The following is a 23,298-nucleotide window of genomic DNA, read 5'->3' as shown; positions in this document are numbered from 1 at the left end:
CCTCTGAATGCGGTAGTTCGTATCGCCAACCACCGCATTCAGAGGACGAAACGCGTCAGGAGACGGTCGGTAGATCGGGTGCCGAGACGTCGAAGACCTTGCCCTCGCGGGTGAGCAGGGCGGCCAGGACCTTCGCCTTGCGTTCGGTGTCGGCCGAGGTCCCCCACCGCACGGTCTTCCCGTCGGCCAGCGCGAACTCGACACTGCCGGGGGTCCTCGCCGTCGCGGTGGTGACCTGCTTGAGCAACTGCTGCGGGATCACGCCGAGGACGCCGGTCACCGCGCGGGTCACCGGGTCGTCGGCCGACACCGACGGCAGTTTCAGCTCGGGCAGCCCGGCGGGCCGCTCCTTGACGGTCTTGAACACCACTCCCCCGCCGTCGACGAGGTGCACGCCGTCGCCGCCGGGCCCGCTGTCGAAGAACGCGATCGCGGTCCGCTCGGTCACGGTGATCTCGAGGGTGCTCGGCCACGACCGGGAGACGTCGACGGTGGCGATGCCGGGCATCTGCGCCACCTTGTCCCGGATCTCGTCGGTGTCCAGGCGCAGCATCGGTTTCTGGTCCGGCACCGCCGCCGTGGCGCGGATCTGGTCCGCGGGCACGGAGCTCGCCCCGACGACGTCGACCTGCTGCACACCCAGCATCGAGCTGAACCACAGAAGGTAGACGAGGGCGACGGCGGTCAGCACCGACAGCAGCGCGACCCAGCGGCGCCGCATCTCCTTGTGCCTGGCGGGCCGGGCGGTGCGGCGGCGGTCGTACACGGACCGCCTGCGGCGCCGGGCCTTCGCGCGTTGTGCACTGCTCGGACGCCGACCGGGTTCGGCCGGGCGGCGGCGTTCCCCGGTCTGCGTCATGGCTAGCCTGCCCGCCGGTCCAGTTCGGCCAGGATCTCCGGGCCGAGCTGCGTGACGTCGCCGGCGCCCATGGTCACCAGCAGGTCGCCGGGTTTGACCAGATCCGCCGCGAGCTTCGCCGCGACGTCGAACGCGGGCTGGTAGTGCACGGGGACACCGGAGATCTGGTCGGCGATGAGCGCACCGCTCACGCCGGGCTCCGGCTTCTCGCGCGCCCCGAAGACGTCCAGCACGACGACCTCGTCGGCCAGCGACAGCGCGGCCGCGAACTCCTTCGAGAACGTCTTCGTACGCGAGTACAGATGCGGCTGAAAGACCACGATGACCCGGCCCGGGCCCGCGGCCGTCCGCACCGCGCGCAGCTGCGCGTCGACCTCGGTCGGGTGGTGCGCGTAATCGTCGTACACGCGGACGTCGCCCGAGCGGCCCTTGAACTCGAACCGCCGCCGGACGCCGCCGAACGCGGCGAGCCCTTCGGCCAGTCCTTCGACCGGCGCGCCGAGCTCGATCCCGGCCAGCAGCGCGGCGATCGCGTTCAGCGCCATGTGGTCGCCCGGCACCGCGACCCGCAGGACGATTTCCTCACCCCGCAGGGAGATCCGGACGACACCGCCGTCGGGGGCCGGCGCGTAGTCCAGCACCTTGGCGTCCTCGGCACCGGTGACCGAACGCCCGTAGCGACGAACGCGGATGCCCTGCTCCGAGGCTCGCGCACCCAGCTTCTCGGCGCCCTCGTCGTCACCGCAGACGATGAGCAGCCCGCCCGGCACGATCCGGCCGAGGAAGTCGGTGAACACCGAGACGTACGCCTCGGCCGTGCCGTGGTGGTCCAGGTGGTCCGGCTCGACGTTGGTCACCACGGCGACCGACGGCGAGTAGGCCAGGAACGACCCGTCGCTCTCGTCGGCCTCGGCGACGAAGATCCCGCCCTCGCCGTGGTGCGCGTTGGCGCCCGACTCGTTGAGGTCGCCGCCGATGGCGAACGACGGATCGAGACGGCACTGCTGCAGCGCGACGGTCAGCATCGACGTCGTCGACGTCTTGCCGTGCGTCCCGGCGATGCAGGCGACGCGGTGCCCCTCCATCAGCCCGGCCAGCGCCTCGGCGCGGTGCAGCACGGTGATCCCGCGTTCCCGCGCGGCCACCAGTTCCGGGTTGTCGGCCTTGATCGCGGTCGACACGATCACCGAGGACGGGCCTTCGGGGAACGCGTCGAGGTTCTCGGCGCGCTGGCCGACGGCGATCTCGGCACCCTGGGCACGCAGCGAAAGGAACGCGCGCGACTCCTTGGCGTCGGATCCGGAGACCTGGGCACCGCGGGCCAGCAGGATCCGCGCGATGCCGCTCATCCCGGCGCCGCCGATCCCGACCAGGTGGGCACGCCTGAGCGTGTCGGGGAGATTGTCAGGCACCTGCGGCCTCCAGCACGATCTTGGCAAGGGTCTCGTCGGCCTCGCGGTGGCCGAGGCCGACCGCGGCCGCACTCATCTTCGCGACCCTGTCGGCGTCGGACACCAGCGGGATCACCAGCTCCGCGACCTTGGCGGGGGTGAGGTCGGCGTCGTCGACCATCAGCCCGGCACCCGCTTCGACCGCGGGCCGGGCGTTGACCGCCTGTTCGCCGTTGCCGTAAGGCAGCGGGACGAACACCGCGGGCAGGCCGACGGCGGACACCTCGGCCACGGTCATCGCGCCGGAGCGGCACAGCACCGCGTCGGCGGCGGCGTAGGCCAGGTCCATGCGCTCCAGGTAGGGCACCGGGACGTACGCGGGCCTTCCGGGGAACTCCTGGACGACCAGCGTGTTCTTCGGCCCGTGGGCGTGCAGGACGCCGACGCCGGCATCCGCGAACTCCTTGGCGGCGCCCGAAACGGCGCCGTTGATCGACACCGCGCCCTGCGAACCGCCGAAGACCAGCAGCGTCGGAGCGTCGGGGTCGAGCCCGAAGTGCTCACGGGCTTCGGCGCGCAGCGCGGCCCTGTCGAGCGAGGTGATGGAGCGGCGCAGCGGGATGCCGATGACCTCGGCCTTCGCCAGCGGCGTCCCCGGGACCGCGACGGCGACCCGGACGGCGAACCGCGCGCCGACCTTGTTCGCCAGGCCCGGCTTCTCGTTGGCCTCGTGCACCACGATCGGCGTGCGGCCGCGCGCGGCGAGGTACGCCGGGAGCGCGACGTACCCGCCGAAGCCGACGACGACGTCCGCGCCGACCCGGTCCAGGACCTCACGGGTGCGCTTGACCGCGTCGCGGACCTTCAGCGGCATCTTCAGCAGTTCGGGTGTCGGTTTGCGGGGCATCGGCACCGGCGGGATCAGCTCCAGCGGGTAGCCCCGCGCCGGGACGAGCTTGTTCTCCAGTCCGCGCTGGGTCCCCAGCGCGATCACCTTCGCGTCGGGACGCAGGCGCATCACCGCGTCGGCGAGGGCGAGTGCCGGTTCGATATGCCCTGCGGTACCACCGCCGGCGACCACGACCACCGGTGCCTTGCCGGCGACCTCGCCTGCGGCGCCACCTCTGACGGGGTTGTTCACCTATGACCTCTCCGGTTTGCGGTACCCCGTTTCGCGGTACCGCGGTTCGCCGCCGTTCGCGCGGCCGTCCTCCTGCCGGGTTCCCGTACCGAACGGCGCCGCTCCTGTGCGGGCGAAGGCCTCGCCGTCCTCGGCGCGGGCCTCGCCGCCTTGGCGGCGCCTCCCCTGGCCGCGGTGCCCTTGCGTTTGGCGGGCGGGCGATACGGCTCGGGCGCGGGAAGCCTCAGCAGGCGTCCGAATTTACCCGGCCCCTGCGAGCGCAGTGCGGCCACCGCCTCCGGTTCGTGCCGGGCGGCGTTGGCGAGGATCCCCATGATGAGCATGGTGATCACCAGCGACGTGCCACCGTACGAGATCAACGGCAGCGTGACCCCGGTGACCGGCAGCAGGCCGACCACGTAGCCGATGTTGATCCCCGCCTGCGCGACCAGGAAGACGGTCAGCGTGCCGGACACGATGCGGATCCACGGGTCGAGGTTGCGGGTGGCGATCCGCAGGCCCACGACGGCGACCCCGGCGAACAGCCCGAGCACCACCACGCAGCCGACGAAGCCGAGTTCCTCGCCGATCAGGGCGAAGATGAAGTCGTTCTGCACGTTGGGCAGGTAGCCCCAGTTGGACTGGCCCTGACCGAGGCCCTTGCCGAGGAACCCACCATCGGCGAGCGCGAGTTTCGCCTGGTTGGCCTGGAAGCCATCGGCGCTGGTGTCCGGGTCGCCGGAGACGAACGACATGACCCGCGCCAGCCGGTACGGGGCGATGATCGCCAGCACCAGGATCCCGGCGAGGCCACCCGCGAGGATGACCCCGAACAGTCGTTTCGGCGCGCCCGCGAACCACAGCAGGGCCATCAGCACGACCGCGAGGGTGATCGTGCCGCCGAGGTCGGGCTGCATCATGACCAGCGCGAACATCAGCAGCGCGATCGGCACGACCGGGACGAGCAGATGCCGCCATTGGTTGATGATGTTGTACTTGATCACCAGGATGTGCGCGCCCCAGAAGGCCAGCGCGACCTTCGCCGCCTCGACCGGCTGGAAGGCGAACCCCCCGAGGCGGAACCAGCCCTGCGAGCCGTTGACCTCGGAGCCGAGCGGGGTCAGCACCAGCACGAGCAGCCCGAGGCACACCACCGTCGCCGTCGCCGACAACCGCCGGACGCGTTCCAGCGGCACCCGCAGCCCGATCCAGAACACCACGGCGCCGATCGCGACGAACATGAGGTGTTTGCTGAACTGGGCGTACACGCCGGTGCCGGTCTTGGGGTTGTACGAAGCGACCGACGACGCGGACAGCACCATCACGATGCCGATCACGGTCAGCACGCCGGTGAGCGCCAGGACCAGGTGGAACGAAGCGAGCGGCCGCGAAAGCCAGGCCGTCAGCGCGGTGCGGAAGGCGACGAACGGGCTTTCCTTGCGTTCCCGGCGCTTGCGGGGCGCGGTTTCGCGCTTTCTTTCCTCAACCGCCGTCACTGGTCTCCCCCGCACCGTCGCGCAGGACACGGACCGCACGCGCGAACGCGTCGCCGCGCTCGCCGTAGGAGCGGTACATGTCCAACGACGCCGCGGCGGGGGCCAGCAGCACCACATCTCCAGGGCGCGCCAGGGCTCGGGCCGCCTTCACCGCCGCAGTCATGGTGTCATCGTCACCCGAAGGGAGGCTGTTGACCGGGACATCCGGCGCGTGTCGCGCGACAGCGGCGGCGATCACGGGTGAATCGACGCCGAACAGGACGACGCCGCGCAGCCGCCCGGCGATCGAGCCGACGAGTTCGTCCACGGAAGCGCCCTTGAGCTGGCCACCGGCGATCCAGACGACGTTCAGATGGGCGCGCAGCGAACCGCTCGCCGCGTGCGGGTTGGTCGCCTTGGAGTCGTTGATGTACCGGACGCCGTCGATCTCGCCGATCTCCTCGGCGCGATGCGGGGCCGGCCGGTACTCGCGCAGTCCCTTGGCGACGTCCTCGCCGGTGACGCCGTACGCGCGGGCCAGCGCGGCGGCGGCGAGCGCGTTCGAGACGTTGTGCGGGCCGGCGGGACGCACGTCGGCCAGGGTGCCGAGCTCGTCGGCGCTGGTCGCCGGGTCGGCGACGAAGGCGCGGTCGACCAGCAGGTCTTCCACGATCCCGAGTTCACCGGGGCGCGGGGTGTCCATGCCGAAGGCGACGCGGCGGGCGTCCGCGGGCGCGTGCTCGTCGGCGAGCCGGGCGGACCAAGGCTCGCCGAGGTTGTGCACCACGTTCCGGGAATGGGTGTGGACCCGTCCCTTCGCGGCCGCGTACTCCTCCATCGAGCCGTGCCAGTCGAGGTGGTCCTCGGCCAGGTTCAGCACCACCGAGGCGTGCGGCGCCAGCGTCGACGACCAGTGCAACTGGAAGCTCGACAGTTCCACGGCGAGCACCTCGTGCCCAGCCCGGACCGCGTCGAGCACCGCGAAACCGACGTTCCCGCAGGCCACGGCGTCGACCCCGGCGGACCGCAGGATCGACTCCAGCATCCCGACCGTGGTGGTCTTGCCGTTGGTGCCGGTGATCGCGAGCCACACCGGCGGCTTGTCGCGCAGCTGCCCGACGCGCCACGCCAGCTCGACGTCGCCGATCACCTCGATCCCCGCCTCGGCCGCCGCCACCAGCAGCGGCGACGTCGGCTTCCAGCCGGGGCTGGTCACGACCAGCTCGACACCTTCGGGTGGCTCCGTCAGGCCCGGCACGAGTTCCGCGCCGAGCCCTTCGAGCTCCGCCAGCCGCTCGGCGTTGCCGTCGGTGACGGTGATCCGTGCGCCCAGGTCCGCCAGGACGGGGACGATGGACTTGCCGGTGACCCCGGCTCCGGCGACGAGGACGTGACGCCCGGCCAGTTCCACTTGCTAACCCCCGAGACCGAGCTGCTCGCTGTAGAACAGGCCGAGACCGAACATGCAGCAGATGGCCGACAGCAGCCAGAACCGGATGATGACGGTGGTTTCGGCCCAGCCCGCCAGCTCGAAGTGGTGATGGAACGGCGCCATCCGGAACAGCCGCCGCCGGGTCGTGCGGAACACGGCGATCTGCGCGACCACCGAGATCATCTCGACCATGAACAGACCGCCGATGACGATGGCGAGCAGTTCGGTGCGGGTGGTCATCGACAGGCCGGCGACGAGGCCACCGAGGGCCAGTGAACCGGTGTCGCCCATGAAGATCTTCGCCGGGGCGGCGTTCCACCACAGGAAGCCGACGCAGGCACCGGTCGCCGCGGCGGCCACCACGGCCAGGTCCAGCGGGTCACGGACGTCGTAGCAGGCGGCCTGCGGGGTGACCGCGCACGAGAGGCGAGTCTGCCAGAAGGCGATGACGACGTAGGTCGCCAGCACCATCGCCGCGGTGCCGCCGGCGAGACCGTCGAGGCCGTCGGTGAAGTTCACCGCGTTCGACCAGCCCGAGATGACGATGTAGCAGAAGATCACGAAGAACACCGACGGGAAGGTGATCAGCGCGAGGTCCCGCACGTAGGACAGGCTCTCCGACGCCGGGGTGAGCCCGCGTTCGTCGGCGAACTGCAGCGCCAGGATCGCGAAGGCGATCGTGACCACGAGCTGGCCGACCAGTTTCGCGGTCTTGTTCAGGCCGAGGTTGCGCTGCTTGCGGATCTTGATGAAGTCGTCGAGGAAGCCGACGAGCCCGAGGCCGACGGCCAGCAGGAGGACCAGCAGCCCCGAGGCGGACGGGCCGCCGGTGCCGTTGCCGCCGCTGAGCGCGCTGATCAGATGCGCCACGAAATACCCGACGACCATCGCGACGATGATCGCGACACCACCCATCGTCGGGGTACCGCGTTTGGATTTGTGTCCCTGCGGTCCTTCCTCCCGGATCTCCTGGCCGAAGCCCTGCCGGGAGAACACCCGGATCAGATAGGGAGTGAGGAGGATGGAGACCAGCAGGCCCGCCGCGGCCGCGATCAGGATGCTGATCACGCGTCACCACCGTTCGAGCGTTCTTGAGAGGGGGAAGGGGCTACTACAGGGGAGGCGAGCACGGCGTCGGCCACCCGCCACAGCGCGGCGGCTTTGGAAGCCTTCACCAGCACCACGTCCCCCGCGCGGAGCTGATCATGCAGCAGGGCGATGGCGGCCTCGACGTCGGGTACCAGTACCGACTCCTCGCCCCAGGAACCCTCCTGCTGCGCGCCCTGATGGGTCGCCGCGGCCGCCTGGCCGATGACCACGAGCTTGTCGATGTTGAGCCGGACGACGAGCCTGCCGATGCCGTCGTGCGCCTCGACCGAGTTCTCGCCGAGGTCGCCCATCACGCCGAGCACGGCCCAGGAGCGCCGGTTCGCGCTCATCGACGCGAGCGCCTTGAGTGCGGCCCGCATCGACTCAGGGCTGGCGTTGAAGGAGTCGTTGAGGACCGTGACGCCGTCGGCCCGGGTGGTGACCTCCATGCGGCGTTCGGAGCGCCGTTCGAGGTTCGACAGACGGGCGGCGACCTCCTCGACCGTCGAGCCCATTTCCAGTGCCACGGCGGCCGCGCTGAGCGCGTTCGCGACGTGGTGCTCGCCGTAGAGCGGCAGCTTGACCGGCGCTTCGCCGCTCGGGGTGACCAGCCGGAACGACGCGCGCGCTTCGTCGTCGAGAGTGATGTCGGCCGCGCGGACCTGCGCGGACTCGCTCTCGCCGACGAACACCACCCGCGCCTTCGTCCGGCTCGCCATCGCCGCGACGTACGGGTCGTCGAGGTTCAGCACCGCTACACCGCCGTCCTCGGCGCTCGGCAGCGCTTCGACGAGTTCGCCCTTGCCCTTGGCGATGCCCTCGCGGGAGCCGAACTCGCCGACGTGGGCGGTGCCGACGTTGAGCACGACACCGATCCGCGGCGGCGCGATGGCCGCCAGCTCGGCGATGTGGCCGGGCCCGCGGGCGGAGAGCTCCAGCACGAGCTGCCGCGTCGTGTCGTCGGCCCGCAGTGCCGTCCAGGGGTGGCCCAGTTCGTTGTTGAACGATCCCGGCGGCGCCACCGTCGGGCCGAGCGGCTCCAGCAGCTGGGCGATGATGTCCTTGGTGGAGGTCTTGCCCGCCGAACCGGTGACCCCGACGACGGTCAGGTGGTCGCCGGCGAGTTTCCGGATCACGTGCCGGGCGAGCTTGGCGAGCGCGGCCAGCACCGCGGCACCCGCCCCGTCCTTGTCCGAGACCAGCGCGAAGGCCCGCTCATGGGCCACACCGCCGTCCAACGGCGGCACGATCACGGCCGGTGCGTCGACCTCGCGGGCCGCGAGCACCGCGACGGCGCCCGCCTCGACGGCCCGCGCGGCGAAGTCGTGGCCGTCGACCTTCGCCCCTGGCAGCGCGATGAACAGACCCCCGGGAGTGACTTCACGGGTGTCGAATTCGACGCTTCCGGTGACCTCGGCGGTCCCGTCGGTCCGATGCAGCCTGCCGCCGACGATGGCGGCGATCTCGGCCAGGCTGAGCACGATCACTCTGTCTCCAGACGTCTGCGGATGGCGGAGGCCAGCTCTTCCCGGTCGGAGAACGGGTGCACGACACCCTGGACCTCCTGGCCGGTCTCGTGGCCCTTGCCCGCGATGAGCACGATGTCGCCGGGCTGGGCGAGTTCGACCGCGCGGACGATGGCTTCCCGGCGGTCGGCGATCTCGAGGATCTCGCCGCCCAAAGCCGGACCGGCGTTGCGGGCACCGGCCAGCATCGCCGCCCGGATCGCGGCCGGGTCCTCCGAACGAGGGTTGTCGTCGGTCACGATCAGGATCTCGCTGCGCCGGACCGCCGCCTCGCCCATCACCGGGCGCTTGGCGGTGTCGCGGTCCCCGCCGCAGCCGAGGACGGTGATGATCCGGCCCTCGGTGCGGGCACGCAGCGCGTCGAGCCCCTGCGCCACCGCGGCGGGCTTGTGCGCGTAGTCGACGACGGCGGTGAACGGCTGGCCGAGGTAGACCCGCTCCATCCGGCCCGGCACCTCGACCGACGCGAGCCCGGCGACGATGGCGTCGAGCGGGACACCGGCGGTGTTCAGGATCGCGGCAGCGAGCACGGCGTTCGCCACGTTGAACTCACCCGGCAGCGGGATCTTCGCCGAGGCGGTGAGGCCTTCGGGACCGTGGAGGGTGAAGGTCTGCTCCCCCGCCGGGGTGGGGGTCAGGTCGGTGGCGCGCCACAGCGCGTCCGTCCCCGGCTCGGTGGACACGGTCACCGTGTGCGGGGTGAGGAGTGCCTGGCCCCAGGCGCTGTCGGCGACGACCACCTCGGCGGTGGAACGGCCGTCGAACAGCAGCGACTTGGCGGCGAAGTACTCCTCCATGTCCTTGTGGAAGTCCAGGTGGTCCTGGGAGAGATTGGTGAAGGCGCCGACCGCGAAACGCGTGCCGTTGACCCGGCCGAGCGACAGCGCGTGACTGGAGACCTCCATGGGGACGTGCGTGACCCCGCGTTCCACCATCACGGCGAGGAGGGCCTGCAGATCCGGCGCCTCGGGGGTGGTGAACCCGCTGGCCAGCCGCTCCCCCGCGATCCGGGTCTCGACCGTGCCGATCAGCCCGGTGGTGAGCCCGGCCGCCTTGAGCCCGGCGTCGACCAGGTACGACGTCGTGGTCTTGCCCGACGTCCCGGTGATGCCGAGGACGGACAGTTCCAGCGACGGCTCGCCGTAGATCCAGGCGGCGATCTCGCCGAGGGCGGCGCGCGGGTCCGGGTGCACCAGGATCGGCACGCCGGCGTCGCGGAGCACCGGGCGCTCGGCACCGGCCTCGTCGGTGAGCACGGCGGCCGCGCCGGCGGCGATGGCCTGGTCGCTGAAGTCCGCGCCGTGGGCGCGGGCGCCGGGAAGCGCGGCGAAGAGGTCACCAGGGAGGACGTGCTGCGCGCGCAGCGTGCTGCCCGTGACCGTCAGCTCGGCCGCGGCCGGGTAGTCGTCGCCGCCGACCACGAGCCGCGCGCCCGCCCTGGCGAGCAGCGTGCCCAGCGGCATCGGCTCGATCCTGGCCGGGCGAGGGGGTGCGGCGACGGCCTTGACCGGACTGTCCGGGACCTGGGCAGCCGTCGCGCCGGACCCGCTTTCGACGGCGGGACCGCTGCGGGGATCTGAAGTAGGCACCGACACAGCCAAGGAGGTTACCGGCGCGGCATTCGGGTGACTGAAGCGGTGCGGTGTGTGCACGCGACGATCACTCGCGTGGTATTGGGTTTCGTGAGCTCTCCTTGGCACGCAAGGGCTTCCGACTGTCGCTTGAGGACAGCGGACCTCGGCGGACCCGCGTTTCCGCACGGTGCTCAGCGCGGAGACCCCTTCACGCACAGCGACGATCACTTTCCGGCGCGGTGCCCGGAACCGGATCTCGTGTGCTTGAAGCCGGATCTCCCGTGTCTGGAGCCGGATCTCACGTGTCTCGGGACGGATGAGCGAGTTCCGCCTTCAAGCACGCGAGTTCCGGCTTCAAGCACGCGTGTTACGTCAGGACAGGATCAGCGGCACCTGGGGTGACGGGCCGTCCGAAAGCGGGATCTGGAACCGCTGCGCCAGATACGCGGCCACCGAGTGGAACAGCGGCGCGGCCGAGAGCCCTTGCTGCAGGGTGGCGTCCGGGGCGTCGAGCCGGATGCCGACCACGAAGCGCGGGTTGTCGGCGGGCAGGATGCCAGCGAAGGTGATGTTGTACAGGTGGTCGCTGTACGTCTTCGTCTTCGGGTCGACCTGCTGGCCGGTGCCCGTCTTCCCCGAGATCTGGTACCCCTCCAGCGCCGCCTTCGGCCCGGTGCCGCTCTGCTGCCCGCGGCCCCGCTGCGTCACGGCGCGCATCATCTCGCGGACGGTCTTCGCCGCCTGCGGGCTGATGACCTGGACGGTCTTCGGCGCCGGTTCGGGGACGACGGTCCCGTCCGGATTGATCTTCGCCTTGACCACCCTGGGTTCCACGCGCAGCCCGTCGTTCGCGATGGCCTGGTACATCCCGGCCATCTGCACGACGGTCATCGAAAGGCCCTGCCCGATCGGCAGGTTTCCGAAGGTCGTGGCCGACCACTGGTTGCGCGGCGGCACGACGCCCGGGCTCTCACCGGGGAGGCCGAGCCCCGTGCGCTGGCCGAGACCGAACTTCTTGAGCAAGTCCGCGTACCGGTCCTCGCCGAGTTTCTGCGCCAGCAACAGGGTGCCGACGTTCGACGACTTCGCGAAGATGCCGGTGGTGGTGAACTGCTGCGTGCCGTGATGCCAGGCGTCCTTGACTATCTTGTCCGCGACCTGCAGTGAACCCGGCACCGGCAGGGACGCCTCCGGCGTCGTGATACCCGCGTCGATCGCGCCCGCGGCGGTGACGATCTTGTTCACCGAACCGGGTTCGAACGGCGTGGTCACCGCGCGGTTGTTCAGGTTCTCCGTCTCGCTGCGCGAAGCCGGGTCGTTGAGGTTGACGGTCTTGTCGTTGGCCAGCGCGTAGACCTCGCCGGTCTTGGAGTCCAGGATGACCGCCTGGCCGCCCTTGGCCTTCGACTTGACGACGTACTCGCTCAGCTGCCGCTGCAGTTCGTACTGCAGGTCGGTGTCGATCGTGAGCTGCAGGTCCGAACCGGGGACGGCGTTCTGGATGTCCCGCTCGGTGCCGGGGATGACGAGGTTGTCGTTGCCGTTACGAGTGTTGACGATCTTGCGGCCCGGCGTCCCGGCGAGGTCGTTGTCCCGCGAGGCTTCGAGACCGTAACCACCGTGCAGGTTGTGCTTGGAGACGTCCTTGTCGTCGGTGCGCCAGTTCGCGTAGCCGACGATGTTCGCGCCGATCGAGTCACCGGGATACTCCCGTTTCGAGCGCTTCTCGACGCTGATCCACGGGTACTCCTTGACGATCGCCTCGGCGACCGAAGGTTCGATGTCGTGGACCAGGTACGTAAACCCGTCCGGCTTGTGGAACTTGTCCAGCAGTTCCTTCTCGGTGATCACCCCGGGCAGCTTGGCCGCGATCAGCTTCGCCGCGCCCGCCACCTCGGACTCGAAGTTCTTGCCCTTGGTGGGGTTCTTCGCGGCGAAGTCGTCCATCGTCTTGTGAAGCCAGTTCAGGCTCACGGCGAGTGTCCGCACCTCGACGCTGAACGCGATCTTCGTGCCGTTTCGGTCCAGGATGGACCCACGCTGGGCGGGACTTTCGATCACCGACGTCCGCTGCCGTTCCGCCGCCTCGGAGAGCGCGCCGGCCTCGAACCACTGCACCTGCACCAGTTTGAGACCGGCGAGCACCATCACGACGATCAGCAGGATCCGGACGCCGGTGAACCGGCTCCGGTTTCCCCCGTTGCCCCGGCGGGCGGTGGCACGGCGGGTCCCGGCGGCGTACGTCCGCCGCGCGCTCCCCGCCGACCGGGCCCTTGCCTGCGCCGGGCGGCCGGGCGACATCACTGACCTCCCTGCGCCGGGGCCGCGTTCTCCTGCGGCACCGCGGGCTGGTCGCCCTCGTACGGCGTGCCCTGCTGCGTTCCCTCGGCGGGCGGCGGCGCCGTCGACTCGGCCGAGGCGGCGGGCGCTTCGGCTTCGGCCTTCTTCGGCTCACCGACCACAGTGGACTGCCCATCCGGGCCGACCAAGATATGCGCGGGGTCGCCGCCGGGCACCATGCCCAGTTCCCTGGCCTTGGGCGCCAGCGAAGCAGGCGACTCGGCCTTCGCGACCTCGCGCTGCAGCCGCTCCTTCGCCTCGGCGAGCCCGGCGTTGGTCGTGCGGAGCTGTTCGAGCCGGTACGAATCGGCGATGGCCTGCGTGGTCAGCCACAGCGTGCACGCCACGCCGACGGCCAGCAGGCCCATCATCATCAGTACGAACGACGCCCGCGAACGCGGCCAGCGCAGCGTGAACTTCTTCTTCGGCTCTTCCTTGCCCGCACCGCCTTCGGCGTCGGGACGGTTGCGCTGCTGGTCTCGCTGCAGCAGGTCGGCGCGCTGGGCGCGGCGGGCGTAGGCGCGTTCGGCCGCCGACGTGCGGCCGCGGGAGGCACGGGTGGACGTCGTGGACTCGGTGCCGGGCGCCTGGTCGACCGTGCTGGTCGCGCGGGCACGCCGTCCGGGCGCCGGTGTCCGGCGGCCGCGGGACTTCGCGGGAGCGGTCATCGTGCTCGGTCTCCGATCCGTTCGGCGGCTCGCAGCCGCACGGAGGCGGCCCGCGTGTTCAGTTCGGTCTCCGCCTCGCCGGCCTTCTCGGCCCCTCTGGTGAGCAGTTTCAGTTCCGGGCCGTGGCCCGGCAGTTCCACCGGAAGCCCTTCCGGCGTCCGGGATTTCGCCAGTTCCGCGAAGGCCTGCTTGACCAGCCGGTCTTCGAGGGACTGATAGGACTCCACGACGATGCGGCCGCCGACGGCGAGCGAGGACAGCGCCCGCGGCATCGCCCGCCGCAGCACCTCCAGTTCGCCGTTGACCTCGATCCGCAACGCCTGGAACGTGCGTTTCGCCGGATGCCCGCCAGTGCGCCTGCTCGCCGCGGGGACCGCGTCGTACAGCAGTTCCACCAGCCGCCCGCTGCGCGTGAAGGGTTCCTTCTCTCGTTCCGCCACAACGGCTTTGACGATCCGCTGGGCGAAGCGTTCCTCGCCGTAGTCGCGGAGGATCCGGATCAGTTCGCCGGGGGCGTAGGTGTTGAGCACGTCGGCCGCGGTGAACCCGGTGGTCGGGTCCATCCGCATGTCGAGCGGGGAATCCTTGGAATAGGCGAAACCGCGCTCGGCACGGTCGAGCTGCATCGAGGAGACCCCTAGGTCGAAGAGGATCCCGTCCACTCTGGACAGTCCGAGGTCCTGCAGCGCGGACGGCATCTCGTCGTAGACGGCGTGCACGAAGTCGACACGATCACCGTGCCGCGCAAGCCGTTTCGCGGAGAGTTCCAGCGCGTTGGGGTCACGGTCGAGGGCGACCAGGCGCAGCAGGGGGAACGCGGTGAGCAGCGCGTCGGAATGACCGCCGAGTCCGACGGTCGCGTCGACCAGCACGGCCTCGCGGTCGGAGAAGACCGGCGCGAACAGCTCGACGATGCGGTCCAGCAGCACCGGTACGTGCTCGTGTTCGTCTGCCATGTCTTCCCCCCTTTCTGTAGTGCCGGGGAAGATGCCGGATGCCGTCAGGTCCCTGTCCGCCCGCCTGCTGACCTGGTACCGGGGAAGGTGTACCAGGGCCACTGAGCGGACAGAGGCCTCACGGCATCCGTGTGGACGGTTCCCGGCGTGTCCGAAGCATGAACCCGCGCCCCCCGACGGCGTGGGTGCTTCCTCGGCCACGTCTAGAAGACGCCCGGCAGAACTTCCTCTCGAGCCTTCGCGTAGCTGTCCTCGTGTTCGTCCAGGTAGCCCTGCCACGCTTGGGCGTCCCAGATCTCCAGCCTGGTGATCGCCCCGATCACCACGCACTCCTTGTTCAGCCCGGCGTAGCGTCGGAGCTCGGACGCGATCGCGATACGTCCTTGCCCGTCCGGGCGTTGTTCGTCCGTCCCGGCGAAGAGATAACGCTGGTAGGCCCGGACCGCCTCGTTCGTGAACGGGGCGTCGGCGACCTTCCTCGCCATCTGCTCGAACTCCGCCCGGGGGAAGACGAAGAGACAGTGATCCTGTCCCTTGGTGACCATCAGCCCACCGGCGAGCGCGTCGCGGAACTTCGCGGGCAGCGTGAGCCGCCCTTTGTCATCCAGCTTCGGGGTGTGGGTGCCGAGGAACACCGGCCCCACCTCCCTACCGATCCCGGCTGCGAACAACCGAGCTCGGCCACGGGGCTCCCTTCTGCCCCACTGCGCACCACCGTACCCCACTTTTCACCACAGTCAACGCGTCAAAAGCCGCGACCACTCCGTCGTGTCAGACGTTTTCGCTGGTCAGCCAGGTGGGGCCAGGTGGGGGCATGGTGGGGGACGGTGGCCAAGATCCCCCTGGGCGGGTATCGAAGCAACCTCATCCAGGCCTGACACGTCCGGATATCGGCAGCCGGAACCCTGCTGTGGGGCGAAGTGGGGGTGAAGGTGGGGAATCCGGTGGGGCACGGTGGGGACGGCCGAGGACACTGTGGAGAGTGACGTCGGTTCATCCCATGACGTGTCGACAAAGGACAGCCGTCTGGGCTCTCGTGGGCCCCGAGGTGTGTTGGCCCTGAGAGGCGATTCGGGTTCTAGCCGTCCTCACCACTCACGAGGCTCAGCACCGGCGACGTCACGTGGTCGACCGGACGACACATGTGATCCGGCGGACGACACGCGTGTCGTCCGTCCGGTCACGCGAGCGTGGCGGTCCCAGAGGTAGCGAAGGCCTCCTTGCCTACCCTCAAGGTAGGCAAGGAGGCCTTCACGGACCGGTCCGCGGCCAAGCTCGTTCAGGAGCCCAGGCGTCGTACGACGGCTGACGCCGCGCCAGTTTCTCGGGTTTTCGACCCGTCACAACCTAGCGGTCGTCGTCCAGCAGCGAAGCCAGCCGCGCGGCCAGCCGGGGACCATCCACAGGGGACACGTTCACCCACGCCTGCCCGCCACGGCCCTCGGTCCGCGCCGCGCAGTATGCGCCGACGTCGGTGTCGAACCAGGTCAACCCGCCTGCCCGGTGCGCCCGGCCGTCGCGGTCGCGGGTCCGCACGGTGAACTGGCCCGCGCTGTAGACGGGCCGTGCCTGGATCGCGAGCACCTCGCGCAGCTGACTGTCCGAAGCCGACGATCGCCCGCCGTCGCCGAACACCGGATCCTCCAGGTCGTCGTCGAAACGCGCCGCGGGGAGGCTGATCCCGTAGCCGGGGCCGGGCCGCAGTTCGGGCAGGACGCCGACGACCGCGGTGAACACCTCGCCATCGGTGATCCCGGACAGCGCGATGGTCTGTTCCGGCTGCGTGGCCAGCACACCATGCCGTCCGCGCGCGGCCGCGACCGCGCGGAACGGGGTTTCGGCGGTCATGTCGGCGAGCGCCTCGCATTCGACATAGACCTCGGCGCGCGCGAGCAGGTCCAGCCGCGCTTCCAGGGCGGCGTCGAGCCGGTCCCCGTCGTACAGGCCTCGTTCGCCGAGGTTTTCGTAGACCGCGCCGCGGATCTCGGCGCGCTCCGCTTCCGTGGCGCCGACACTGCGCACGGACAGCGGCCAAGGCGGGGCCGCGTGTCCCAGGTCGGACCAGAGGACGTCGAACGCCGACGCGGAAACGCGGATCAAGACCGCCCCAGCTCGGGCGGCTTCCCGAAGGAGACCTGCGGGGTCAGCGAACGCAGGGAGGCATCGCGGGTGTTCATGACGTCGACGGCCTTGCGCCGGGCCTCCTCGGCCTCCGCGTGCTTGGCCTCCATCTCGTCGGCGAGCGCGGCGAGGAGCGCGAGGTTCCCGCCGGCCGCGGCGCCGCGGATCATCGCGCCGGGGTCGTAGTCCACCGGCGGCGGCATGTCGGCACGGGCCCGCGCCGCCGCTTCGGCCTGCCCGGAAACGGCCTTCCCGAGCGCGGACGAGATGTCCGCGGACCAGGTCAACCAGCCGGACGCGGTGGCCAGCACACCACGGAGCGCGTCGCCCGCTTCGCCGCGCCAGTTCTCTTCACTGCTGCCGACCAGCCCGGCCAGCTCGGACGTCGCGTCGTGCATGCGCCGCGCGAGCGCGTCCCAGGCGGCGCCGATCCCGCCCGCCGCCTCGGGGTCGTTGCCCGCTTCGACTTCGGCGGCCAGCGCTTCATGGCTGTAGGCCGCGTACCGCGTGGCCGCGACCGGAACCTCGCGGCCCGGCGTCTCTCCTTCAGGCACGGCAGTTCTCCTAAGGCAGTTTGGGTTCGGCCAATCCCGCCACCGTCATCGCGCGCTCGCAGGCGAGCGCGGTGTCGGTGAAGTTCGTGTTGCTCACGTCGATCTGGACGCTCGCCTTCTCCCCCATGCCGAGCAGGACCGCGCAGGTCCCGTCGGCGGCCTTCTTGTCGGCGACCTTGAGCGCGTCCCGGCCGCCGACCTTGGTCTTGGTGGCGGTCTTGCGCGCGACCTCGAGATCCTTCAGGCCGTTGCGCTCGTCCACGGTGATGGTGGCGCCGAAGGTGGCGGGCACCGTCCAGTCGCAGGCGCGGGCGCCGTTGATCTCCTTCGCGACGCCGAGCACGGTGATCCCGGCGTCCGACCGGTCCTGCGGGCCGAGCAGCGCGCACGGATCCAGGACCGCCGGCGGGACCGTGCCTGCGACGGAAGCGCCGGTGCGTATCGTCTCCATGCTCGGAACCGGTGCCTGGCCCGCGGCCCCTTGCCCGCAGGCGGACACTGTGAGGACGACGAGGACGCCGAGCGCGGGAAGGCGGGACTTCATGGGTTCAGCCGCCGACACAGTCCACGTCCGCCGCCGCTTGTTCATCCTGCCGGGTGTACCGGGCCAGCGCCTTCTCGATCCGGTTCTTGAGCGCCTCGAGTTCCTTGCCGAACGCCGTGAGCGCCTCGACCGCGGAGCCTTCGGCGCCGATCCCGTACTGCGCCATGAACCTGCCGACCTCGTCCGCGTATCCCCCGCCGAGGGGAACCGTGCGGCCGAGCACCTTGGCCTCGCGGACCATCTGGCCGACCACGTCCTGCAGGGCGGAGATCTTCACGTGGGCGTCCGCCGCCAGCTCCGGCGCGACCGCGAATCCGCTCAGATCGAACCGTGGTTTGGCGGTACTCACCTCGCTCATATGCGATTACGCCTCTCCGTAGTCGAGCGACCTCGTACCGGAGCATACGACAAAACCCGCCGTCAGCGGGAGCACCCGAAAACGCGCTCGACTAACCCGATCGAGGTAAGGTCTCCGGTTGCACAGAGTCATCGACTGGGGTTGGCGGGGTTCCCCCCACGAGTTCGCCCGAGTTTGACACACTTCGTGGGAGGCTGACCGCTGCCCGGGTGACTGAACGGTCCGGCAGAGGACCCAGCGGAAATCCAGCCACGCGGCATCAGGAGGTCGAGTGACGTCGAGAATCCAGTCTGCGACGCCCGGCGAACACCAGGGCGAGCAGGCAACCGGGCAAGCGCCGTACCCCACGGGCGCCGGCTCGGTCAGCGGTCGGCAGAACGGCCGTGACGCCAAGAACAGAGCGTCGCTGGACGAACTGCACGAGGCCGCGCGGCGGATCGCCGCCAACGTGGAGCGGGTACTGGTCGGCAAACCCGACGTCATCCGCATCGCGCTCGTGACCCTGCTCGCCGAAGGCCACCTACTCGTCGAAGACGTCCCCGGGGTCGGCAAGACCTCGCTGGCGAAGGCGCTGGCCCGCTCGATCGACTGCACCGTCAGCCGGATCCAGTTCACCCCCGACCTGTTGCCCAGCGACGTCACCGGGGTGTCCATCTACAACCGGCAGAGCGGCGGGTTCGAGTTCCGCCCCGGGCCGGTGTTCGCGAACATCGTGGTCGGCGACGAGATCAACCGCGCCTCGCCGAAGACGCAGTCGGCCCTGCTCGAATGCATGGAAGAGCACCAGGTCACCGTCGACACCTCGACCTACCACCTCGAAGAGCCGTTCATGGTGATCGCCACCCAGAACCCCATCGAGATGGAGGGCACCTACGCGCTGCCCGAGGCCCAGCGGGACCGGTTCACCGCGCGGGTGTCCATCGGCTACCCGGACCAGCAGGCCGAACTGGCCATGGTCGACGAGCACGCCGGGCACAACCCGCTGGCCGAGCTCGAGCCCGTCTCCGACCGCGAGTCGGTGCAGCGGCTGATCGAGACGGTGCGGTCGGTGCACATGTCGCCGGAGATCCGCCGCTACGCCGTCGATCTGGTGTCCGCGACCCGTCAGGTGCCGGAGATCCGTCTCGGCGCCTCGCCGCGGGCGACCCTGCAGCTGGTCCGCGCGGCCCGCGCGCAGGCCGCGCTCTCGGGCCGCGAGTTCGTCGTCCCGGACGACCTGCACACGGTCGCGGTCCCGGTGCTGGCGCACCGCATGGTGCTCACCACCGAGGCGCACGCCGCCCGCCGTTCGGCCACCGACGTGGTCCGCGCGATCTTGCACCGCGTTCCCGTTCCGCAGGGCTCGAACCACCGCTGAGTAAGGAAAAAGCGCCATGCTGCGTGCGCTGTCCGGCCTGACCACACGCGGCCGCTGCCTCCTCGCCGCCGGCGTGGCCGCGGCGGCTTGCTCGTTCGTGCTCAACGAACGGGATCTGCTGCGGGTCGCGGTGTTCGTCATCGCCCTGCCGCTGCTGGTCGCCTTCTTCATCTCGGCGACCCGGCTGCGGCTGGGCGCGGCCCGCTCGCTGCGCCCGGAGCGGGTCGCGGTCGGTTCGCCGGGCGAGGTCCAGCTCGAACTGTGGCGGGACGGCAGGCTCCCGGCGGGCGAGGTGCTGCTCGAAGACGGCGTGCCCTACGCGCTGGGTTCGCGGCCGCGGTTCGTCGTCGAGCGCCTTCCCCACGACCGCCGGGTCGCGCTGCGCTACCCGTTGCAACCGGTGCTGCGCGGCGTCCAGCAGGTCGGCCCGCTGCGGGCGACGATCACCGACCCGTTCGGGCTGTGCGAATTCGAACGTGAGCTGATCGGGCATTCCCGGCTGGTCGTCGTGCCGAAGGTGGTCGGCCTGTGGGGCCTGCCCAGCGGCGCCGGGATCGGCGCGGGCGACGACGGCAGCATCCGCCTGCACGCCGGACAGGGCGAATCGGACGTGATCGTCCGGCAGTACCGGCAGGGCGACGACCTGCGGAAGGTCCACTGGCGCTCGACCGCCCGCCGCGACGAGATCATGGTCCGCGTCGAGGAACGGCCGTGGCGCGGCGGCACCACGGTGCTGCTGGACCACCGTGCGGCGGCGCACCACGGCAACGGCCCCGCGGCGAGCCTCGAATGGGCCGTCTCGTTCGCCGCTTCCGTGTCACTGCACCTGCGCCGCTCCGGTCACCGGGTCCGGCTGATCACCGAACACGGCCAGACCCTGGCCGACACCCCAGGTGAGGGTGGCGAGCACTACGACAACGTCGTGCTCGACGTCCTCGCCGCGCTCCAGCCCGCGCACCAGCGCGACATCACCCTCGGCCACGACCCGGCCGACGGACAGGAACTCATCGCGGTGCTCGGCACCGTCAGCAACGAATCCGTGCACGAGCTGTCCCGGTACCGCCCGCGCGGGATCCGGAGCCTCGCCGTGCTGCTCGACACCCCCGGCTGGTCCTCCGGCGTCAACCGGCCCGAAAACCGTGCCGCCGCCACCGAGGAATCGGTGGCGCTGCTGCGAGCCGCGGGCTGGGGCGTCGTCGTCGCCGGTCCCGGATCGCCCATGCCGCAGGTCTGGGCCGAGCTCTGCCAGACGGCCACCCGCCGGGGCACGCTGATCGGAGGCGGCCTGTGACCGCGACCGCGCCACCCCGGCCGCATACCCCCCAACCGCGGCCGTCCGCCCCGCCCCCGGTCTGGACGAGCAGTGTGCTCGCTCCGGTCGCCGCCGGGCTCGCCACGCTGTTCGCCTCGACCTCGCTCACCGGCGTCGTCTCCGGCTGGGCGTGGTTCGGCTACCTGCTGGTCGCCGTCGTCCTGATCGCCTCCACCGGACTCGCCCTGCGCTCGCTGCGCGCGCCGACCATCGTCGTCGGCTTGGCACAGCTGCTGGTGCTGTTGCTGCTGATCACCGGTGCCTTCACCACCAGCGGGATCCTGAAGATCTTCCCCGGCCCGGACGCGTTCGGGGAACTGCGCGGCGTCCTCGCCGCGGCGGCCGAGCAGATCCGCGTCGGCCTCCCGCCGATCGAGGGCACCCCGCCGATCCTCTGCCTGATCACCATCGCGATCGGCCTGGTCGCGGTCCTGGTCGACACGCTGGCCGTGGCCGCCGCCGCGCCCGCCGCGACCGGCCTGGTACTGCTGTGCGTGTACGCCGTCCCGGCCGCGCTGGCCGAGGACATGCTGCCGTGGTGGACGTTCCTGCTGGGCGCGGCCGCGTTCGCCGCCCTCCTCGCCGTCGACGGCAACCACCGGCATCGCCGCTGGCGCAACCGGGACGCGCCAGGACTGGGCAACTCGGCGAGCACGTTGTCGGCCCCCGTCGGCGTGGTGGCCGCCGCGATCGCGATGGGCCTGGTGATCGGCACGGCCGTCACCGGGGTCGGCACGGTCGGCAGCCTTCCGGGCGGGACCGGCTCGGGCCGCGCTGGCGCCGGTGGATTCGGCGTCGAGCCGTTCACGCAACTGCGCGGCCTGCTCGACCAGGGCGAGAACGTGGAGTTGTTCAAGGTCTACGGAATGGGCGCGGACAAACGGCTGCTGCGCGCGTTCACCCTCGACACGTACACGCCGAACAAGGGCTGGGGGCTCGCGCAGAACGGCCGCGCCCAGCAGGGTGTGCAGGCCAACAAGGGCCTTCCGCCCGCTCCGGGCGACGACGGCTCCGGTCCCGCGCGGGAGATCCGGATCGAACCGACGAACTGGGTCGACAACTGGCTGCCGATCTACGGCGCGCCGCGGGCGCTCAACGGGCTGGCCGACAACTGGCTGTACGACCCGGTCGGCGGCGCCGTGTTCACCACGACCAAGCAGAACGCGCCCGCCTACACCGAGACCGCGTCCATCGAGAACCCGACGAAGGACGAACTCCGGCGCGACGACGCCCGCCTGGCCGAGGTGCCGCAGCAGTTCACCCGGATCGACCGCGTCGACCCCCGCGTGGTCGCGAAGGCCAAGCAGCTGACGGAAAACGAGTCCAACAACTTCGACAAGGCGCAGGCACTCTGGTCGTTCTTCACCGCGCAGAACGGATTCGTCTACGACACCAAGACCGCGGACGCCACCGACTCCGACGCGCTCGCCGACTTCATCCTCAACGGCAAACGCGGGTTCTGCGAGCAGTACGCGTCGGCGATGGCCGTGATGCTGCGGTCGGTCGGCATCCCGTCGCGGGTCGCCATCGGCTTCTCCTCCGGGACCCCGAAGGGCGACTACGTCTCGATCACCTCCGAGGACGCGCACGCGTGGGTCGAGGTCTACTTCCAGACGAAGGGCTGGGTCAGCTTCGACCCGACCCCGCTGCTCGACGGCCGCGCGGTCGTCCCGCCGTACCTGCAGAACGACACCGGCAGCTCCACGGCCAACGACACCCAGGAAGTGCCGAGCGCACCCGCGTCGAGCGCCCCCGCCACCGGCACGCCCCGCGACCCCGGCGCCGATCTCGGCGCTGACGGCGGCACGGGCCAGCAGGAGGAAGAGCCGCTGTGGCCCGCGATCCTCGCCGGGATCCTCGGTGGGCTGGCGGCCGCGCTGACCGTGGTGATGATCGTGCGGTCGCAGTTGAGATATCGGGCGCTGCTGCGCTCGTCGCCTGCCCGGTCCCCCGCCCCGGACGCGCCTGCCCCGGTCCGGGAGGACGGCGGGTTCCTGGACGACCAGAACGTGACGAACTGGCTGCCGCTGATCGTGATCGGGCTGTGGGTGGCGGCGTTCGCGTTCCTGGCGGCGTGGGTTTCGTGGTGGTTCGCGCTGGCGCTGGTGATCGTCCTCGGAGGGCTCGGCACGCCGACGGCCATCCGGGAGATCAAGCGACGGCTGCGGCTGCAGAAGATCGCGTCCCGCTCCCCCGCCGCGGCCGACGCGGCGTGGCGCGAACTGATGGATGAATGCGCGGACCGGGGCCTGCCGCTCTCCGACGGCGACACGGTGCGCGTGGCGGGCCGGAAGGTCGTCGAGAAGCACCGGCTGGACGAGGAGGGCCGCACCGGCCTGCGGACGGTCATCGGTGTCGTGGAGCGGTCCTGGTACTCGGACCAGCCCGCGGACGACCCGACGCTGGGCCCGGCCTTCGACGAGGTTCGCAAGAGTCTGAAGCGGAACGCGCCGATGTCGTGGAAGGGCCGCCTGTTCCCGCGCTCGCTGAGGCGCGGCAAGTAGCTCCAGTACGCGAAGGCTCCCTGGTCAGCGCTCGGTCCAGGTGGTCGTGAGTGGCGTTTCGGGTTCTAACCCGAAACGCCACCCCCGACCCCCCCCACCCACCCGGGGCCGGGGACCC

19 protein-coding genes are annotated in these 23,298 nt (G+C 70.8%); 3 read left to right on the top strand and 16 right to left on the bottom strand.

Translation table 11 applies throughout. The features are described 5' to 3' along the window. Nucleotides 1–55 precede the first annotated feature (55 nt). The 16 genes from AC069I_RS22495 to AC069I_RS22420 form a co-directional block, all read right to left on the bottom strand. A complete protein-coding gene (locus AC069I_RS22495; protein WP_478228764.1) occupies nucleotides 56–859 on the bottom strand; it encodes a cell division protein FtsQ/DivIB in 804 nt (267 codons plus the stop codon). A gap of 2 nt (nucleotides 860–861) precedes the next feature. Further along, nucleotides 862–2,271 carry a UDP-N-acetylmuramate--L-alanine ligase gene (gene murC / locus AC069I_RS22490; RefSeq protein WP_478266329.1) on the bottom strand — a complete coding sequence of 470 codons (1,410 nt, stop codon included), beginning with the start codon at nucleotides 2,269–2,271 and terminating at the stop codon, nucleotides 862–864. Further along, nucleotides 2,264–3,391, bottom strand: a complete 1,128-nt coding sequence (murG, locus tag AC069I_RS22485) for an undecaprenyldiphospho-muramoylpentapeptide beta-N-acetylglucosaminyltransferase (protein ID WP_478228766.1) — start codon at nucleotides 3,389–3,391, stop codon at nucleotides 2,264–2,266. The genes murC and murG overlap by 8 nt, the downstream gene beginning before the upstream one ends. Further along, on the bottom strand, nucleotides 3,388–4,866 hold the full coding sequence (gene ftsW / locus AC069I_RS22480; protein WP_478228767.1) for a putative lipid II flippase FtsW: 1,479 nt from the start codon (nucleotides 4,864–4,866) through the stop codon (nucleotides 3,388–3,390). The genes murG and ftsW overlap by 4 nt, the downstream gene beginning before the upstream one ends. After that, nucleotides 4,853–6,256, bottom strand: coding sequence for a UDP-N-acetylmuramoyl-L-alanine--D-glutamate ligase (murD, locus tag AC069I_RS22475; protein ID WP_478228768.1), 1,404 nt, complete (start codon nucleotides 6,254–6,256; stop codon nucleotides 4,853–4,855). The genes ftsW and murD overlap by 14 nt, the downstream gene beginning before the upstream one ends. Nucleotides 6,257–6,259: 3 nt before the next feature. Then, nucleotides 6,260–7,345: a phospho-N-acetylmuramoyl-pentapeptide-transferase gene (gene mraY / locus AC069I_RS22470; RefSeq protein ID WP_016332673.1), complete on the bottom strand. Its 1,086-nt coding sequence runs from the start codon at nucleotides 7,343–7,345 to the stop codon at nucleotides 6,260–6,262. Next, on the bottom strand, nucleotides 7,342–8,853 hold the full coding sequence (locus AC069I_RS22465) for a UDP-N-acetylmuramoyl-tripeptide--D-alanyl-D-alanine ligase (protein ID WP_478266328.1): 1,512 nt from the start codon (nucleotides 8,851–8,853) through the stop codon (nucleotides 7,342–7,344). Before AC069I_RS22465 ends, mraY begins: the two co-directional genes overlap by 4 nt. Further along, the gene (locus AC069I_RS22460; protein WP_478228781.1) at nucleotides 8,850–10,355 is read right to left on the bottom strand and encodes a UDP-N-acetylmuramoyl-L-alanyl-D-glutamate--2,6-diaminopimelate ligase; all 1,506 of its coding nucleotides are present in this window, start codon (nucleotides 10,353–10,355) and stop codon (nucleotides 8,850–8,852) included. The genes AC069I_RS22465 and AC069I_RS22460 overlap by 4 nt, the downstream gene beginning before the upstream one ends. Nucleotides 10,356–10,838: 483 nt before the next feature. Further along, nucleotides 10,839–12,767 (bottom strand): peptidoglycan D,D-transpeptidase FtsI family protein, encoded by a 1,929-nt coding sequence (locus AC069I_RS22455; RefSeq protein ID WP_478266327.1) that lies wholly within the window; start codon nucleotides 12,765–12,767, stop codon nucleotides 10,839–10,841. Then, on the bottom strand, nucleotides 12,767–13,474 hold the full coding sequence (ftsL, locus tag AC069I_RS22450) for a cell division protein FtsL (protein ID WP_478266326.1): 708 nt from the start codon (nucleotides 13,472–13,474) through the stop codon (nucleotides 12,767–12,769). Before ftsL ends, AC069I_RS22455 begins: the two co-directional genes overlap by 1 nt. Then, nucleotides 13,471–14,430, bottom strand: coding sequence for a 16S rRNA (cytosine(1402)-N(4))-methyltransferase RsmH (gene rsmH / locus AC069I_RS22445; protein WP_478228772.1), 960 nt, complete (start codon nucleotides 14,428–14,430; stop codon nucleotides 13,471–13,473). Before rsmH ends, ftsL begins: the two co-directional genes overlap by 4 nt. A 203-nt stretch (nucleotides 14,431–14,633) precedes the next feature. Next, nucleotides 14,634–15,065, bottom strand: coding sequence for a division/cell wall cluster transcriptional repressor MraZ (mraZ, locus tag AC069I_RS22440; protein ID WP_005156436.1), 432 nt, complete (start codon nucleotides 15,063–15,065; stop codon nucleotides 14,634–14,636). A 712-nt stretch (nucleotides 15,066–15,777) separates the two neighbouring features. After that, nucleotides 15,778–16,530 (bottom strand): ESX secretion-associated protein EspG, encoded by a 753-nt coding sequence (locus tag AC069I_RS22435; protein ID WP_478266325.1) that lies wholly within the window; start codon nucleotides 16,528–16,530, stop codon nucleotides 15,778–15,780. Then, nucleotides 16,527–17,105 (bottom strand): PPE domain-containing protein, encoded by a 579-nt coding sequence (locus AC069I_RS22430; RefSeq protein WP_478228774.1) that lies wholly within the window; start codon nucleotides 17,103–17,105, stop codon nucleotides 16,527–16,529. Before AC069I_RS22430 ends, AC069I_RS22435 begins: the two co-directional genes overlap by 4 nt. Before the next feature lie 10 nt (nucleotides 17,106–17,115). Further along, nucleotides 17,116–17,649, bottom strand: coding sequence for a DUF3558 family protein (locus AC069I_RS22425; protein ID WP_478228775.1), 534 nt, complete (start codon nucleotides 17,647–17,649; stop codon nucleotides 17,116–17,118). Nucleotides 17,650–17,653: 4 nt separating this feature from the next. Beyond that, complete coding sequence (locus tag AC069I_RS22420; protein ID WP_219153439.1) at nucleotides 17,654–18,007, bottom strand: hypothetical protein; 354 nt, start codon at nucleotides 18,005–18,007, stop codon at nucleotides 17,654–17,656. Nucleotides 18,008–18,278: 271 nt separating this feature from the next. Between AC069I_RS22420 and AC069I_RS22415 the strand changes: the two genes are divergently transcribed. The 3 genes from AC069I_RS22415 to AC069I_RS22405 are packed head-to-tail and all read left to right on the top strand — an operon-like array spanning nucleotide 18,279 to nucleotide 23,180. Then, the gene (locus AC069I_RS22415) at nucleotides 18,279–19,364 is read left to right on the top strand and encodes an AAA family ATPase (RefSeq protein ID WP_478228776.1); all 1,086 of its coding nucleotides are present in this window, start codon (nucleotides 18,279–18,281) and stop codon (nucleotides 19,362–19,364) included. Nucleotides 19,365–19,380: 16 nt separating this feature from the next. Beyond that, complete coding sequence (locus tag AC069I_RS22410; protein ID WP_478228777.1) at nucleotides 19,381–20,655, top strand: DUF58 domain-containing protein; 1,275 nt, start codon at nucleotides 19,381–19,383, stop codon at nucleotides 20,653–20,655. Next, nucleotides 20,652–23,180 (top strand): transglutaminase TgpA family protein, encoded by a 2,529-nt coding sequence (locus AC069I_RS22405; RefSeq protein ID WP_478266324.1) that lies wholly within the window; start codon nucleotides 20,652–20,654, stop codon nucleotides 23,178–23,180. The genes AC069I_RS22410 and AC069I_RS22405 overlap by 4 nt, the downstream gene beginning before the upstream one ends. The last annotated feature ends 118 nt before the right edge of the window (nucleotides 23,181–23,298 follow it).

Source organism: Amycolatopsis sp. NPDC043885 (assembly GCF_056435685.1).
Note: the sequence above shows the minus strand (reverse complement) of the source record. Positions and strands in the feature narration are given on the sequence as shown.